Annotated in this window: 11 protein-coding genes and 1 pseudogene; 5 read left to right on the plus strand and 7 right to left on the minus strand. The window is 73.7% G+C overall.

The window, feature by feature from the left end:
* Positions 1-12: 12 nt before the first annotated feature.
* From FSY66_RS08835 to FSY66_RS08855, 5 genes are all read right to left on the minus strand, one after another.
* Positions 13-1593 carry a dicarboxylate/amino acid:cation symporter gene (locus tag FSY66_RS08835; protein WP_144793838.1) on the minus strand — a complete coding sequence of 527 codons (1581 nt, stop codon included), beginning with the start codon at positions 1591-1593 and terminating at the stop codon, positions 13-15.
* A gap of 130 nt (positions 1594-1723) precedes the next feature.
* Entirely contained in the window at positions 1724-3514 is a 1791-nt protein-coding gene (locus FSY66_RS08840; RefSeq protein WP_144793841.1) for a DUF885 domain-containing protein, read from the minus strand.
* Positions 3515-3555: 41 nt separating this feature from the next.
* Complete coding sequence (locus tag FSY66_RS08845; RefSeq protein ID WP_144793844.1) at positions 3556-3846, minus strand: acyl-CoA carboxylase subunit epsilon; 291 nt, start codon at positions 3844-3846, stop codon at positions 3556-3558.
* The gene (locus tag FSY66_RS08850; protein WP_144793846.1) at positions 3843-5426 is read right to left on the minus strand and encodes an acyl-CoA carboxylase subunit beta; all 1584 of its coding nucleotides are present in this window, start codon (positions 5424-5426) and stop codon (positions 3843-3845) included. Before FSY66_RS08850 ends, FSY66_RS08845 begins: the two co-directional genes overlap by 4 nt.
* 154 nt (positions 5427-5580) lie before the next feature.
* Positions 5581-5865, minus strand: a complete 285-nt coding sequence (locus tag FSY66_RS08855) for a YciI family protein (RefSeq protein ID WP_144793849.1) — start codon at positions 5863-5865, stop codon at positions 5581-5583.
* Positions 5866-6083: 218 nt separating this feature from the next.
* On the opposite strand from FSY66_RS08855, the gene FSY66_RS08860 reads away from it, so the two are divergent.
* From FSY66_RS08860 to FSY66_RS08875, 4 genes are all read left to right on the plus strand, one after another.
* Positions 6084-6977 (plus strand): biotin--[acetyl-CoA-carboxylase] ligase, encoded by an 894-nt coding sequence (locus FSY66_RS08860; protein ID WP_144793852.1) that lies wholly within the window; start codon positions 6084-6086, stop codon positions 6975-6977.
* A complete protein-coding gene (locus tag FSY66_RS08865) occupies positions 6974-7588 on the plus strand; it encodes a hypothetical protein (RefSeq protein ID WP_144793855.1) in 615 nt (204 codons plus the stop codon). The genes FSY66_RS08860 and FSY66_RS08865 overlap by 4 nt, the downstream gene beginning before the upstream one ends.
* Positions 7589-7685: 97 nt before the next feature.
* Positions 7686-9143: an adenylate/guanylate cyclase domain-containing protein gene (locus FSY66_RS08870; protein WP_144793858.1), complete on the plus strand. Its 1458-nt coding sequence runs from the start codon at positions 7686-7688 to the stop codon at positions 9141-9143.
* Positions 9140-10273 carry a PP2C family protein-serine/threonine phosphatase gene (locus tag FSY66_RS08875; RefSeq protein WP_144793861.1) on the plus strand — a complete coding sequence of 378 codons (1134 nt, stop codon included), beginning with the start codon at positions 9140-9142 and terminating at the stop codon, positions 10271-10273. Before FSY66_RS08870 ends, FSY66_RS08875 begins: the two co-directional genes overlap by 4 nt.
* Positions 10274-10369: 96 nt before the next feature.
* Here FSY66_RS08875 and FSY66_RS08880 read toward each other — a convergent pair whose 3' ends face one another.
* Together FSY66_RS08880 and FSY66_RS12885 are read right to left on the minus strand one after the other, a co-directional pair.
* A complete protein-coding gene (locus tag FSY66_RS08880) occupies positions 10370-12547 on the minus strand; it encodes an acyl-CoA dehydrogenase family protein (protein ID WP_260853611.1) in 2178 nt (725 codons plus the stop codon).
* A gap of 237 nt (positions 12548-12784) precedes the next feature.
* A pseudogene (locus tag FSY66_RS12885) lies at positions 12785-13210 on the minus strand (TetR/AcrR family transcriptional regulator); the annotation flags it as partial.
* Positions 13211-13465: 255 nt separating this feature from the next.
* Here FSY66_RS12885 and FSY66_RS08885 point away from each other — a divergent pair.
* Positions 13466-14857: an acetyl-CoA C-acetyltransferase gene (locus FSY66_RS08885; protein WP_144793868.1), complete on the plus strand. Its 1392-nt coding sequence runs from the start codon at positions 13466-13468 to the stop codon at positions 14855-14857.
* Positions 14858-14894 lie beyond the last annotated feature (37 nt).

Genomic DNA, 14894 nt, shown 5'->3' on the forward strand with positions numbered 1-14894 from the left:
AGGCGCCGCCGCTCAGTCCCGGCAGGGCCGATCGGCCGCCGCCGGTCCCGTGCCGGCGGCGACGCCGTGGGCAGCCGCGGCATCCGGGGCGGTCGCGCGCCGGGCCGAGGCGGTCTCGTCGGGCACGCGGATGTCGGGGGAGTCGTCGGCCGCGGCCTCGACCCGGCCGCGGGCGGCCGCCGGCTCCTGCGACTCGTCGGCGAACGGGTCGCCGCCGCTGCGCCGGGCGTCGTAGAGCCCGTGATCCAGGATGCCCTCGCGCTCGGAGACGATGGCCGCCACGACGGTCTGGCCCGCGACGTTCGTGGCGGTGCGGCCCATGTCGATGATCGGCTCGATGGACAGCAGCAGGCCGACGCCGGCCAGGGGCAGGCCCAGGGTCGACAGGGTCAGCGTGAGCATGACGGTCGCACCCGTCGTCCCGGCCGTGGCGGCCGAGCCCAGCACGGAGACCAGGGCGATCAGCAGGAAGTGCACGGGCTCGAGCGGCACGCCGTAGAACTGGGCGACGAAGATCGCCGCGAGCGCGGGGTAGACCGCGGCGCAGCCGTCCATCTTGGTCGTCGCACCCAGCGGGATCGCGAAGGACGCGTAGCTGGACGGCACGCCGAGGTTGCGCTCCGTGACCCGCTGGGTGAGCGGCATGGTCCCCAGCGACGAGCGGGAGACGAAGCCCATCTGGATCGCCGGCCACGCGCCGGAGAACCACTGGCGGACGCTCAGGCCGTTCAGGCGCATGAGCACCGGGTAGACGACGAACAGCACGATCGCCAGGCCGACGTACAGGGTCACGACGAACACGGCCAGCGAGCCCATCGAGGTCCAGCCGTACTCGAAGACGGCGCGGCCGATGAGGCCGAGCGTGCCGATCGGGGCCAGGCGGATGATCCACCACAGGACCTTCTGCACGATCGCCAGCAGCGAGCGCACGACGTCCAGGAAGGGCTTGGCGGGCTCGCCGACCTTGAGCGCGGCGATGCCCACGACCATGGAGATCACGAGGATCTGCAGGATGTTGAAGTCCGCGGCGGCCTCGATCGCTCCGTCCTCGGCCAGCTCCGCCTCGACCCCCAGGCCCAGGAAGTTCACGGGCACGAGGGACTGCAGGAACGCGAGCCAGGAGCCCTGCGTGCCGGAGTACGGCTCGGTCGGGGCGCTGATCGACTGATTGGCCCCGGGCTGGACGACCACGCCGAGGACCATGCCGATGACGACCGCGATCAGGGCCGTGATGCAGAACCACAGCAGCGTCTTCCACGCCAGGCGCGCCGCATTGGTGACCTGGTCGAGGTTGGCGATCGAGGCGATCACGGCCGTGACCACCAGGGGCACGACCGCCGCCGTCAGGATCGTGACGTACGTCGAGCCGATGATGTCCAGGACGGTCATCAGGATGTTGGGGGAGGTCTCGGGATCGCCGCCGATGGCCCGGGCGATCAGCCCCAGGAGGAGGCCCAGGAACAGCGCGGCGATGACCTGGAAGGAGAAGTTCGACAGCAGCGCCGGGATGCGACCGCGCGAGCGGCCGCCGTCGGCGGAGCCGTCGGAGTCGCGGCGGCCGGCCGTCGCGGAGGAGGATGCGGAGGAGGACATGGCAGAAGGCTAGGCCCGCCTCATCGGCGAGCACGAGGGAAGATGACGCTTCGTGACGCTCTTTCGCGGTGAGAAGCGCCACCGCGCCGCCGCGGAATCGACCACGGCCTTCCGGATGTTGTATACGGGCTCAGTTGTCGGGCAGACCCAGGGCGTAGTCGAGGGTCTCGAGCCCCACGGAGCCCAGGCCCAGGGCCCGGGAGTGGAAGGCGGGCAGGTCGAAGCCCCCGCCGGCCCGGGCCGCGGCATGGTGGCGGGCCCGCTCCCAGGCCCGCTGGCCCAGCGAGTACGAGGGCGCCTGGCCCGGCCAGCCCATGTAGCGCATCCACTCGTAGCGCAGGCTGTCCGGGTCCATCACGATGTTGGCGCGCAGGAACTCCCAGCCGTCCTGCGGGTTCCAGACCCTGCCCGGCTCGGCCGCCCCGAGGACCTCGCCCAGCCGCTGCGGGATCTCGTACCCGCAGTGGAAGCCGATGTCGAAGACGACCCGGGCCGCGCGCATGCGCTGCGCATTGAGCATCCCCATGCGGTCCCCGTCGTCCTGGAAGAAGCCGAGCTCCCCCATCAGCCGCTCTGCGTACAGCGCCCAGCCCTCGCCGTGGCCCGAGACCCACAGGCCCAGCCGCCGCCACAGGTTCAGGTGATCGCCGTGGGCGGCGACGTGGGAGAACTGCAGGTGATGGCCCGGGACTCCCTCGTGGTAGACGGTCGTGCGCTCGCCCCAGGTGCGGAAGACCTCCTTGCCCTCGGGCACCGACCACCACATCCGCCCCGGGCGGCGGAAGTCCGACGACGGCGGCGTGTAGTAGATCCCGCCGTCGGAGGTCGGGGCGATGCGGCACTCGATCCGGCGCATCCGGTCCGTGATGTCGAAGTGCGTGCCGGACAGGGCATCGAGCGCGTGCTCGGTCACGCCCTGCATCCAGGTGAGCAGCTGGTGGCGCCCGCGCAGCTGACGGTGGGGGTCCTCGTCCAGGGCCGACATGGCCGCTCGGATGCGATCGGGTCCGGCGTGGTCCGGCAGGATCCGCTGCGCCGTCTCGTTCATCTCGGCGACGATGCCCTGCAGCAGGTCCACGCCCCACTCGTACGTCTGGGCCAGATCGGGCCGCAGCCCGGTGAACTGCTGCAGCCGCAGCCGGTACTCGTCGGCGCCGACCGCCATCTGCGCGGGGGCCTCGGGGGCCAGGGCCCGCAGCTCGGCCGCGAAGCGCGCGTAGGCCTCGCGGGCCAGGCCCACGCCCTCGTAGACGTCCTCGCGCAGCGCCGCCGGGAGCTGGGTCACGCGGGAGGACCGGGAGAGGTTCATGAAGGAGCCCTCCGGCCCGGCGTAGCCGGCCGCCTGGCGGGCCGCATTGGCCAGCTGCGCGGAGGCGGTGACCGGTCCGTGCTCCTGCCGGTGGCGCAGGCCCCGGATCGCGGAGTCGACGGCCTCGGGCACGCAGCGCAGCTGGCGCTCGATCACCTCCCAGTCCTGCTCGGTGTACTTGGGCAGGTTGTCGAAGGCCTCGCGGATCTTCTGCACGGGCGAGGAGATGTTGTCGATGCGCGGCCCGGCCAGACCGGCCTCGTGCAGCCGCGTCTCGAGGGAGAGCTGCGCGCCCAGGGCGTGCGCCGTGACGCGGTCGACGTCGTCGGCGGGCACGGCACGGGCCAGCTCGGCGGCCGCGGAGCGGGTGACCTCGTGCTCGGCCTCGAGCCCGGCGGGGCTCCAGTCGCGGTAGCCCCAGCCGTGATCGGGCGCGCCGAGCTCGATGGCCCAGGCGGGGTCCAGGCGCAGCTTGGCGCGGAAGTAGGCGTCGGCGATCGCGTCCAGCGCCGTGGGCTCCCGGTGCGCGTCCCCGGTCCTCTGCCGCCCCGGTCCCGGAGCCGGGTCCTCTGCAGCGCGTTCGGACGGGGTGCTCGACGGGGTGGCGACCATACGGGCGAGTCTAGGTCCGCCGCGGGGAGACGACGGCCCGCTCAGCGGAAGGGCAGCGTGCGGCGCCAGGCCCCCAGGCCGGGGCGCAGGCGCAGCCCCAGCCGGGCGCGGCGGTTCTGGGCGCGCCGTCCGGTGCTGCCGGAGGCGGCGGACTCGGTCTCGGCCGTGGCCGAGACCAGCACGGCGGTGACCGCCGCGATCTCCTCGGGCGTCGGACTGCCGTGCAGGAAGCGCACGGTCGGGGCCTGCTGCTCGTCCTGCCCGGCGGCGCCGTCCTGCCCGGCGGCGCCGTCCTGCCCGGCTGCGCCGGGGGTGGTCTGCGCGGCGCTCACAGCGGGATGTTCCCGTGCTTCTTGGCCGGGGTCGAGGCGCGCTTGTCGCGCAGGCCCCGCAGCCCCCGGACGATCTGGTCGCGGGTCTCCGACGGAGCGATCACCGCGTCCACGTAGCCGAGCTGAGTCGCCTGGTACGGGTTGAGCAGGTGCTCCTCGTACTGCGCGATGAGCTCCTGGCGCTCGGCCTCGACGTCCTCGCCGGCATCGGCCGCGGCCCTGAGGTCGCGCCGGTAGAGGATCTCGACGGCGCCCTGGGCGCCCATCACGCCGATCTGCGCGGTGGGCCAGGCCAGGTTGATGTCCGCGCCGAGCTTCTTGGAGCCCATCACGATGTAGGCGCCGCCGTAGGCCTTGCGCGTGATCACGGTGATCAGCGGGACCGTGGCCTCGGCGTAGGCGTAGATCAGCTTGGCGCCGCGGCGGATGATGCCGTTGAACTCCTGGTCCGTGCCCGGCAGGAAGCCGGGGACGTCCACGAGGGTGAGGATCGGGATGTTGAACGCATCGCAGTGGCGCACGAAGCGCGCCGCCTTCTCCGAGGCCGCGATGTCCAGGGTCCCGGCGAACTGCATGGGCTGATTGGCCACGATGCCGATCGTGTGGCCCTCGACGCGCGCGTAGCCGATCAGCACCGACGGCGCGTACAGCTCCTGCATCTCCAGGAAGTGCCCGTCGTCGACGACGGCCGCGATGACGTCGCGCATGTCGTAGGGCTGGTTCGCGGAGTCGGGGATCAGCTCGTCGAGGGCGAGGTCCTCCGGCGTGGGCTCGGGATCCTGGTCGTGATCGAGCAGCGGCGCCTCGGCCAGGTTGTTGGAGGGCAGGAACTCGAGCAGCTCGCGCAGGAAGTCGAGGGCGTCGGTCTCGTCCTCGGCCAGGTAGGTGGCCGTGCCGGTGACCTCGTTGTGCTGCCGGGCCCCGCCCAGCGACTCCATGTCCACCGATTCGCCCGTGACGGTCCTGATGACGTCGGGCCCGGTGATGAACATGTGGGAGGTCTGGTCGACCATGATGATGTAGTCGGTCAGCGCGGGGGAGTAGGCCGCCCCGCCGGCGCACGGGCCCATGATCAGCGAGATCTGCGGGATGACCCCCGAGGCGCGGACGTTCATGTTGAAGATGTCCGCGAACATGGCCAGCGAGGCCACGCCCTCCTGGATGCGCGCGCCGCCGCCGTCGTTGATGCCGATCAGGGGGCAGCCGTTCTTCAGGGCGAACTTCTGGACCTTGACGATCTTCTCGCCGTTGGCCTCCGACAGGGAGCCGCCCAGCACCGTGAAGTCCTGGGAGTAGACGGCCACCTGCCGCCCGTCGACCGTTCCGTAGCCGGTGACCACGCCGTCGCCGGGCAGCTTCTTGGACTCCATGCCGAACGAGGTGCTGCGGTGCTCGCGCAGGGCGTCGAACTCGACGAACGAGCCCGGGTCCAGCAGCTGCTCCACGCGCTCGCGCGCCGTGCCCTTGCCACGGGCGCGCTGCTTGTCGAGCGCGGCCTCCCCGGCCGGGGCGAGGGAATGCTGCCTGCGCTCGCGGAAGTCCGCGATCTTCCCCGCGGTCGTGGACAGGTCGTGGCTCATGGCACCTCAGAGGTCGTCGGGGCGCGGTGGCGCCGTGCTGATGGATCGGGGCCGTCGCGACGGCGCCGATGCGGGCGGTGTGATGCAGGTCAGTCTAGGGACGGCCCGCGGGGCTGCCGTTGTGGAGGACCTACAAGATCGCGGCGGGGGAGGCTCAGGCGAGCTCGCCGAGCACGACCTTCCACGGCCGGGCGGTGCGCTCGGTGATCACGCCGACCTCGAGCAGCGGGTCGGCCTCGAGGCGCGCGAGCGCCTCCTCGGGGCTCTCGGCGCGCAGGAGCAGCAGCGCGCCGGCCGGGAGCTCGTCGTCGAACGGGCCGGTGGCGATCACCGATCCGGCCTCGTGCAGCTCCCGCAGGAACTCGCGATGGCGGGGCCGGTGCTCGGCCAGGGCCTGGGGATCCCCGCCGTAGACGTAGGTGACCGCGATGATCGACATGCTGGACCTCTCTCGAACCGGTGCTCGGCCGCGACCGGCAGTCAGCGGATTCCCGGGATGTCACCTGCAGGCGCCGGGGGAGGCCGACTACTAGTGTGGATGGAATGAACATAGCGGGCTGATCCGACGGTCCGCGCCCCCGCGCGGAGGATGTCGTCCCGGCGGCGTCGCGATGCCCTGAGGGGCGCCGCCCCGGGACGACCGAGACAGGAGCGATCATGACCCCCACCGGCACCCCGCGCGAGCGCGCCGCCGAGCCGCTGCTCGACGACGCGCAGCGCGACCGCCTGGCGGAGGTGCTGCGCGCCGATCTGGAGGTCCTCGAGCAGATCCCCTCCACGAACGACGAGCTCGTGGCCCGCGCGCAGGCGGCGGCCCGCAGGGGTCGGCCGCTGCCGGATCTGAGCCTCCTGGCCGCCGAGCACCAGTCGGCGGGCCGCGGGCGGCTGGACCGCGTCTGGGTCACGCAGCCCGGGGACGCCCTGACCTTCTCCCTGCTGCTGCGCCCGACGCAGGGCTCGGCCGAGGCGCCGCGGCCCCTGGCGACCCAGCACTTCCCGTGGCTCACGGTCCTGCTGGCCGCGGCGGTGGCCGAGACGCTGCGGGCGCAGGACGTCCCGGCCACCCTGAAGTGGCCCAACGACGTGCTCGTCGACACCGCCGGCGGCCCCCGCAAGATCTGCGGCCTGCTGGCCTCCCTGGTGGTCCACGACGGTATCGCCCCCGCCCTGGTGCTGGGCGCGGGGCTCAATGTCGAGGACGCCCCCGAGGGGGCGGCGAGCGTGCGCGCCCAGGGCTCGGAGGCCACGCGGGGCCGGCTGCTCGTGGAGATCGCCGAGCGCTTCACCGGCCTGTACCGCGTGTTCACGGCGGAGCCCGCGGCGCTGACCGAGGACGGCGGCGACCTGCGCGCGCGCATCGAGCCGCTCATGGCCACGCTCGGGCAGCGGGTCAGGGCGGATCTGCCCGGGGACCGCCCGCCGCTGGAGGGGATCGCCGCGGGCCTGGACGCCCGCGGCTCGCTGATCATCGACGACGGCGCGCGGCGCACGGCGGTCTCGGCGGGGGACGTCGTCCACCTGCGCCCGGCCGCTCAGGGGGCCGGCGCATGAGCTCGCGGCTGCAGCTCGATCCCGGCGAGCAGGTCGTCGTGTCCACGCGGGCCCACCCCAGCCGGCTGTGGCGGCCCCTGGCCGTGCTGCTGGTCTCGGTGTTCCTGCACTCGCTCCTGCAGCGCGCGCTCGAGGTCCGCTGGCGCCCGCTCGAGGCGCCGTGGACCACGATCCACCAGGTCGTGGGCTGGGCCCTGCTGCTCGCCCTGCTCCTGGCGCTGCTGCTGGGCGTGCTGCGTCCTGTGATCCGCTGGGCCCGCACGCGCTTCGTGCTCACGGACCAGCGCCTCATGCTGCTGGGGCCCACGGCCCCCACCGGGGGAGTGCGCATCCCGCTGGCCTGGCTCGTGCGCGTGGACGGCCGCACCGCCCGCGGGCCCCTGGGCCGGGCGGGGGTCGGGACGCTGAGCGCGGACTTCGGCCAGGCCGGGATCCTGCGCCTGAACCACTCGCCGAGCGTCCAGGACTTCGCCCGGCTGATCGACGACAAGTCGGCGCGCTTCCGCCGTCGGCAGGGCATGGGGGACACGGGGCCGGCTCCCGGCTGGAGCCCTCGGTCCGTCGACGGGTATCCTCCCGCCGGGCCGTCTTCGGCGGGGGCAGGCTGGTGACGGCCGGCTCCCGCAGGACGAGGCCGGGCGCGCGGCGGCTCCCGCCCGCGGCGCCGCCGGGCGGATGCGCCCGGACCACGATCGGAGGGAACGCAGCATGACCGAGCGCGATCCTTCGCAGCCGGGCCAGGACGGCTGGCTGTCGCGTCTGCGCGGATCGACGGCCCGGTCCCGCGGGGCCTCCCGCCATGCCCACGACGAGACCGGATCCGGATCCGCGAGGTCCGGCCGCGAGGGCGGCCCGGGGAGCAGCCGTCGTCACCGCGCGCCGGCGGCCACCACGCGCGAGCTGCCCGTCGTGGGGCGGGCCGGCTCCGGCGACGCCCCGTCCGGGCAAGGGGTCGATGCCTCGGACCGGTCCTCGGCCGGAGCGGCGCAGGAGACCTCGGCCGATGCCCGGGAGGGCGAGGGGCCCATGTCCCGGATCGCCGAGGACCCGCAGGTCGGGCCCCAGACGGCGGCCATCAACCTCAATCGGCACAACCCGGTCCAGGCCGACGTCTACGGCTCCCCGGAGGCCCGCGAGGCCTTCCACCGCCTCGAGCACCGGCTGCTCGGCGGCGAGCGGACGATGAACCGCAAGGAGGCCGCCCATGCGGGCGGCCTGGGCATCCTCAACGCCCGCAAGATCTGGCGCGCCATGGGCCTGCCGAACATGAGCGCCGACGAGGTCTTCTTCACGGAGCGCGACAGCAGCGCCCTGCGGCGGATCTCCGGGATGGTCGAGGGCGAGCTGATCACCGAGGAGGCGGCGCTGTCGCTGATGCGGGCCATGGCCCAGATGAGCGACCGCATGGTGGTCTGGCAGGTCGAGGCGATCGTGGAGGATCTCGTGATGCACGGGGGCTACTCGGACGCCGAGGCGCGCCAGGAGCTGCTCGAGCTGCTGCCGCGGATCGAGGCCGATCTGGAGGAGCTGCTGCTCTACACCTGGCGGCGCCAGCTCAACGGCGCCGTGCAGCGCCTGGCCATGCGCCAGGAGCGATCCGCCGGGTCGCCGCGCTCGGGCGACGTCGGCGACGCCTCGGCCTCGCTGCCGCTGGCCCGCGGGATCGGCTTCGCGGACATGGTCTCGTTCACGGCCCTGTCCCGGAAGATGAACGAGCGGACGCTGGCCGCGCTCGTGCAGCGCTTCGAGCAGCGCTGCGCCGAGGTCATCGCCTCCGGCGGCGGCCGCCTCATCAAGACCATCGGCGACGAGGTCATGTACATGTCCGAGAGCCCGCAGGACGGCGCCCTGATCGCCCTGGCCCTGCGCCGGGCGATCCAGGAGGACCAGGAGCTGCCGCAGACCCGCGTCGGCTTCGTGTGGGGCCGCGTGCTGCCGCGCCTGGGCGACCTCTACGGGCCGACCGTGAACCTCGCCTCGCGCCTCGTGGCGCTGTCCGAGCCCGGGGGCGTCCTCGTGGACGCCTCCACCGCCGCCGTGCTCGACGGCGACGACCGATTCGTCCTGAAGCCTCAGCCGCCGCAGAGCGTGAGAGGGTTCGGAGATGTCCGACCGGTGAAGATCTCCGCCGGACCTGGTCCCCAACTGGAAGTTGACTACGAATGAGTGCTCCGCTCGTGATCAGGGCAGGTGCCGCGACCGACCGCGGTCGTCACCGGGAGACCAACGAGGACTCGCTCGTGGTCACCCGGACCATGTGCGCCGTGGCGGACGGCATGGGCGGCCACGAGGCCGGCGAGATCGCCTCGGCGCTCGCCGTGCGCACCCTCGGCGGCTCGCCGCTGTTCAGCTCCAGGAGCCCCACCGGCGTCCGCATCCCGGCAGAGCCCGAGCCGCCGGAGGACGTCGCCCGCTTCCGCGCCCGAATCGAGCGCGAGATGAAGCTCGATCCGGAGATCCCGGCCGATGCCCTCGAGCTGGTGCGCAAGCTGCGCGCCGTGCTGCACGAGGCCGACCGGTCGATCCAGGAGGAGCTCGGCGGCCGCGCCGGCACGACGGTCACCGGGGCCTGGCTCGCGGAGATCGACGAGGATCCGTTCTGGGTGGTCTTCAACATCGGCGACTCGCGCACCTACCGGCTGCTGCGGCCCGAGGGGGAGCACCCCGCCCCGGACCACGCGGCGGTCTCCAAGCGCGCGACGGACCAGTTCTCGGCCTACACCGAGGCCGGCGTGGACATCACCGAGGTCATCCCGATCCCGGACGAGAGGGTCGTGCCCCCGAGCGAGGTCGGCTTCGACGAGGGGCCCGCCACGGAGCGCCTGACGCCGGTCCCCCCGGCGGCGGAGGCGCCGCAGCCCGAGCTGCAGCAGATCACCGTGGACCACTCGGAGGTCCAGTACCTGGTCTCGATCGGGCAGATCACCCCGGCCCAGGCCATGGTCCACCCCCGGCGCAACGTGATCACCCGCGCCCTGGGCACCGGGCAGGTCTGGGAGCCCGACGTCTGGGTCATGCCCGCCCACGCCGGGGACCGGCTCGTGCTGTGCTCCGACGGGCTCACGGGGGAGGTCTCCGTGGCCCACATCGCCCGCGTGGTGCACTCGGTGCCCCACCCCAAGGAGGCCGCCGACGTCCTGGTCAACGCGACGCTGCGCACCGGCGCCCGCGACAACGTCACGGTGATCGTCGCCGATGCCGTCGGCTCCCGCCCGGCCGACGAGGACACCACGACGTTCGTGCCGATCGAGCTGCGTCACGAGCTCGACGACGACGGCCCCGGCCGGCGCGGCTGAGGAGCCCGGCCCCGAGCAGGGACGGACGGGGCCTCGCCCCGAGCAGACGGAGGGCCCGGCCGCGGAAGCGCGGCCGGGCCCTCCCGGTGCAGTGCCTCAGGACATCCGGTCCATCGGCTTGTCGAGCGTGGGATCCGCCTGCGCGGGGGTGTGCTCGTCGGAGCCCGGGTGGGCGGCGTCGGAGCCGTCGTCGGAGGAGCCCTCGGGGGCGGCGGTGCGCCCCGCGGCGTCGCGGGCGGCGCGCCATGCGGCGGCGTCCTCCTGGCGCTGGGCCTCGGCGCCGGTGGCGATCTTCGCGCGCAGCAGCTCCTGCGGGAAGTCGAAGGCCGCCACCACGTCCATGATGTGCGGACGCAGCCGCCCCACCAGGCGCTGGAGGTACGCGTCGATCATGCGACCGCGCATCAGGGAGAGCCGGCCGTGGGCCAGGTACCAGCCCAGGTTCTCGTCGATCACGGTCAGCCCGAACAGGTCGCGCAGCCAGATCATGACCTGGCGGGTGCCGTCGTCGTCGATCTCGTCGAGGGCCCGGGTGAAGGCCTCCCACTTGAGCAGCTCCGCGTGGGCGCGCGCGGCCTCGATGAGCCGGTGCTGATTGCGGTCGAAGGCCTGGGCAGCGGCCTCGGGATCCGAGCGGTCGGCCCCGCGCATGTTCTCGGCGGCCTCCTCGACCATCGTGGAGACCCGGTCGGAGAGCAGGGCGTGCTGGGTCTCCGGGTCGCGCAGGAAGTTCACCGAGCGGCGCGGATCGCCGGTGTCGCGCAGGACCTGGGACAGCCCGCGCAGGCCCGAGCGGCTGAAGGTGGCCTCCGCCGCGCGGCCGGCCGCCCAGCGGGCCTTGCCGGCCGGGGGCAGGCCCGACAGGCCCTTGGCGAAGTCGCCCAGCAGGCGCTTCGCCACGAGCTGCATCAGCACGGTGTTGTCGCCCTCGAACGTCGCGTAGACGTCCAGGTCGGCGCGCAGCAGGGGGATGCGGTTCTCGGAGAGGAAGCCCGCTCCGCCGCAGGCCTCGCGGCACTCCTGCAGGGCGTCCAGGGCCAGCCGGGTCGAGGAGGCCTTCAGCGCCGCGGCCATCGTCTCGAGGTCCTGGCGGGACTCGTCCGTGTCGCTGCGCCCGGAGAAGACCCCGTCGAAGGCCTCGAGCAGCTCCTCGTGGGCGAATCCGGAGGCCAGGACCTTGGCGACGTAGGGGAAGAGCCGGCGCTGGTGCTGGTGGTAGTCCAGCAGCACGGACTCGGCCCTGCCCTTGACCGGGGCGAACTGGCGACGCTGCGAGGCGTAGGTCAGGGCGATGCCCAGCCCCGCGCGGGCGGCCACGACCGAGGCGCCGTCGAGCGAGACGCGGCCCTGGACCAGGGTCCCGAGCATCGTGAAGAAGCGGCGGCCCGGGGATTCGATCGGGGAGGTGTAGGTGCCGTCGGCGGCCACGTGGCCGTAGCGGTCCAGCAGGTTCTCCCGCGGCACGCGGACGCGGTCGAAGTGCAGGCGCCCGTTGTCGACGCCGTTGAGACCGCCCTTGTGCCCGTCGTCCTCGCCGCCGACGCCGGGCAGGAACTGCCCGGAGTCGTCGCGCAGCGGGACGAAGAACGCGTGGACGCCGTGGTCGACGCCGTCGGTGATCAGCTGCGCGAACACGACGGCCGCGCGGCCGTTGAGCGCGGCGTTGCCCAGGTAGTCCTTCCACGCGCCGCGGTGCGGCGTGTGGATCTCGAACTCCTCGGTCGCCGGATCATAGGTGGCCGTGGTCGCGATCGAGGCGACGTCGGAGCCGTGCCCCGTCTCGGTCATGGCGAAGGCGCCGGGGATCCGCAGCGACCAGATGTCCTCGAGCCAGCGCTCGTGGTGCTTCTGCGTGCCGAGGTTCACGATCGCGGAGCCGAACAGGCCCCACTGCACGCCCGCCTTGATCTGCAGCGACGGATCGGCGAGCACGAACTCCTCGAAGCCCGAGAGGTAGGCGGCCGGATCGCCCGCGCCGCCCTGCTCGACGGGCAGCCCGGCGCGCACGGCATCGGAGCCGGCCAGGAGCGCGAGGTGGTCGAACGTGGCCTCGCGGTGCTCCGACCAGTGGGTGCCCGGCTCGATGTGCAGGCGCGGGTCGGCGGCGAGGCGGCGCGCGGCGCGGCGCTGCTCGGCCCAGCGGCCGGCGATCGCCTCGCGCAGCACGTCGTGGTCGACGACGGCGGAGTCGGCGGCGGGGTCGAAGGCGTGCTCGCCCTCGCGCCTGCGGTCGTCGTCCCGGCCGGTGCGGGGCTTCTGGGCGGTGGTCGTCATGCTGTCCTCCTGGGGGAGCTCGTGGCCGGACGGGCCGGCCGCGGTGAGCGGGTCGTGGGAAGCGAAGGGGTCGCCGTGCTCGGGTGGGGCTCGTCGCCGCGCCCGGGTGCTCGGCGCCGTGGCGCGGGGCGGCTGGGCCGCGGCATCGGCTCCCGGCGGGGAGGTGCCGGCCACGACCCACGCGGTGACGATCTCGACGAACTCGTCGAGGCCGGGGCGCGGGGCGCTCGCGCGGGGGGCGGGCTCCGGGGACATCCAGGCCTCGCCCGCCCCGCGGACCATCCCGACCACTCCCGCGGCCCAGTAGCCGGCCATCCGGGGCTCGAGCCGGCGGTGGGCGGGCGCGCGACGGCGGTGCTCCTCGATCAGCAGCTCCGCCGTGGCGAGCGCGAAGCGCCCGACGGGGCCTTCGGCATGGGCGTCGGAGCCGCGGGTGATGAAGCGGTAGACGTGCGGCGCGCTCTGGATCTGCCAGAGGTACTGCTCCACGAGGGCGCGGACGGAGGCCTCGAACGAGGGCGCCTCCGCGGCCGCCGCGCGCATGCGCCGGCCCATGCGCTCGACGACGAACGAGGCCAGCTCGCGCTGCAGCCCCTCCTTGTCCTGGAAGTAGCGGTAGAACACGGACTTCGAGGTCCGGCACGCCCCGGCGATCTCCGCCATCGAGGCGCCCGGGCCCAGCTCGCCCACCGCCTGCACCGACAGGCGCAGCAGCTCGACGCGGCGCTGCTCCCGGTGGCGGTTCCACCGCAGCGAGCGGCCGTCGCCCTGCTGCTCGGGCTGCGCGCCGGGATCCGAGGCCCCGCGTCCTGCTGATGTGTTCACGATACCGAGAGTATCAGGTACTCTCGGAGAAGGTGATACCCCTCACAGGAGCACCGAGTGCTCACGCATACCGACTCCCCAGGAGAGTTCCGCATGACCGCCTCCGGCACCCCCGAGTCCGCCTCGGCCCCCGCGACCTCCGGCCGCCCCTCCGACGACCGCCCGTCCGGCGGCTCCGCACCGCGCCAGCGCTCCGCCTGGGTCGTGGCCGGTGACCGCATCCCGTTCGCGAAGGCAGGCGGTCCCTACGCCCAGGTCTCCGTCCAGGAGATGTTCAGGGCCGTGCTGGACGGCCTGGTCGCGCGCACGGGGCTGTCCGGGCGGCGCCTGGGCGCCGTCGCCGGCGGCGCGGTGCTCAAGCAGCCCAAGGCCTTCAACATGGTCCGCGAATCGGTCCTGGGCTCGGCCCTGGACCCGCACACCCCGGGCATCGACGTCCAGATGGCCTGCGCCACGGGCATGGAGACCACGTCGCTGATCTCCAACAAGATCCGCTGCGGGCAGATCGACGTCGGCATCGCCGGCGGCGCCGACTCCGCCTCCGACGCGCCGATCGTCGTGGGGGAGGGCCTGCGCCGGGTCCTGCTCAAGCTCAACTACGCCAAGACGCCCAAGGATCGGCTCAGGGCGCTGGCCGCGCTGCGGCCCGGGGACCTCGCCCCGGTCGCCCCCGGCGTGGCCGAGCCGCGCACGGGGCTGTCCATGGGCGAGTCCCAGGCGATCACGGGTCAGAAGTGGGGCGTCACGCGACAGGCCCAGGACGAGCTGGCGGCCGCGAGCCACCGGAACCTGGCCGCCGCGTGGGACCGCGGCTTCTTCGACGACCTCGTGACCCCGTTCCGCGGGGTCCGGAAGGACACGACGCTGCGTCCGGACACGACCCCGGAGAAGCTCGCCGGGCTCTCGCCGGTCTTCGGCCGGTCCCTGGGCGATGCGACCATGACCGCCGGGAACTCGACGCCCATGACCGACGGGGCCTCCGCCGTGCTGCTGGCCTCGGAGCAGTGGGCCCGCGAGAACGGCCTGCCCCGACTGGCCGAGATCGTCGACGTCGAGGAGGCGGCCGTGGACTTCGTCGACGGCGACGAGGGCCTGCTCATGGCCCCGGTCCGCGCCATGCCGCGCCTGCTCGCCCGCCAGGGCATCCGGCTGCAGGAGGTCGACCTCGTCGAGATCCACGAGGCCTTCGCCTCGACCGTCGTGGCCACCCTGACCGCGTGGGAGGACGCCGAGTTCTGCCGCGAGCGCCTCGGCCTCGACGAGCCGGTCGGCCCGGTCGACCGCTCCCGCCTGAACGTCAACGGCTCCTCGCTGGCCGCCGGCCACCCGTTCGCCGCGACCGGCACCCGCATCGTGGCGGCCCTGGCCAAGGAGCTCAAGGCCCGCGCGGTCGCCGAGGGCCGGCCCACGACCGGCGTCATCTCGGTGTGCGCCGCCGGCGGGCAGGGCGCGGTCGCTCTGCTGCGGGCCCAGCCGCAGGACTGATCCGCTCGAGCGCGGTGCGGCACGGACGCCGCACCGC

This window comes from Kocuria palustris, from assembly GCF_007666205.1.
Classification (GTDB): domain Bacteria; phylum Actinomycetota; class Actinomycetes; order Actinomycetales; family Micrococcaceae; genus Kocuria; species Kocuria palustris_A.

Bases quoted from the DNA above. Each gene is read 5' to 3' on its own strand.
- FSY66_RS08880 (WP_260853611.1), bottom strand. From the start codon at position 12,547: ATGACGACCACCGCCCAGAAGCCCCGCACCGGCCGGGACGACGACCGC.
- FSY66_RS08850 (WP_144793846.1), bottom strand. From the start codon at position 5,426: ATGAGCCACGACCTGTCCACGACCGCGGGGAAGATCGCGGACTTCCGC.
- FSY66_RS08840 (WP_144793841.1), bottom strand. From the start codon at position 3,514: ATGGTCGCCACCCCGTCGAGCACCCCGTCCGAACGCGCTGCAGAGGAC.
- FSY66_RS08870 (WP_144793858.1), top strand. From the start codon at position 7,686: ATGACCGAGCGCGATCCTTCGCAGCCGGGCCAGGACGGCTGGCTGTCG.
- FSY66_RS08875 (WP_144793861.1), top strand. From the start codon at position 9,140: ATGAGTGCTCCGCTCGTGATCAGGGCAGGTGCCGCGACCGACCGCGGT.
- FSY66_RS08860 (WP_144793852.1), top strand. From the start codon at position 6,084: ATGACCCCCACCGGCACCCCGCGCGAGCGCGCCGCCGAGCCGCTGCTC.
- FSY66_RS08885 (WP_144793868.1), top strand. From the start codon at position 13,466: ATGACCGCCTCCGGCACCCCCGAGTCCGCCTCGGCCCCCGCGACCTCC.
- FSY66_RS08865 (WP_144793855.1), top strand. From the start codon at position 6,974: ATGAGCTCGCGGCTGCAGCTCGATCCCGGCGAGCAGGTCGTCGTGTCC.
- FSY66_RS08835 (WP_144793838.1), bottom strand. From the start codon at position 1,593: ATGTCCTCCTCCGCATCCTCCTCCGCGACGGCCGGCCGCCGCGACTCC.
- FSY66_RS08855 (WP_144793849.1), bottom strand. From the start codon at position 5,865: ATGTCGATCATCGCGGTCACCTACGTCTACGGCGGGGATCCCCAGGCC.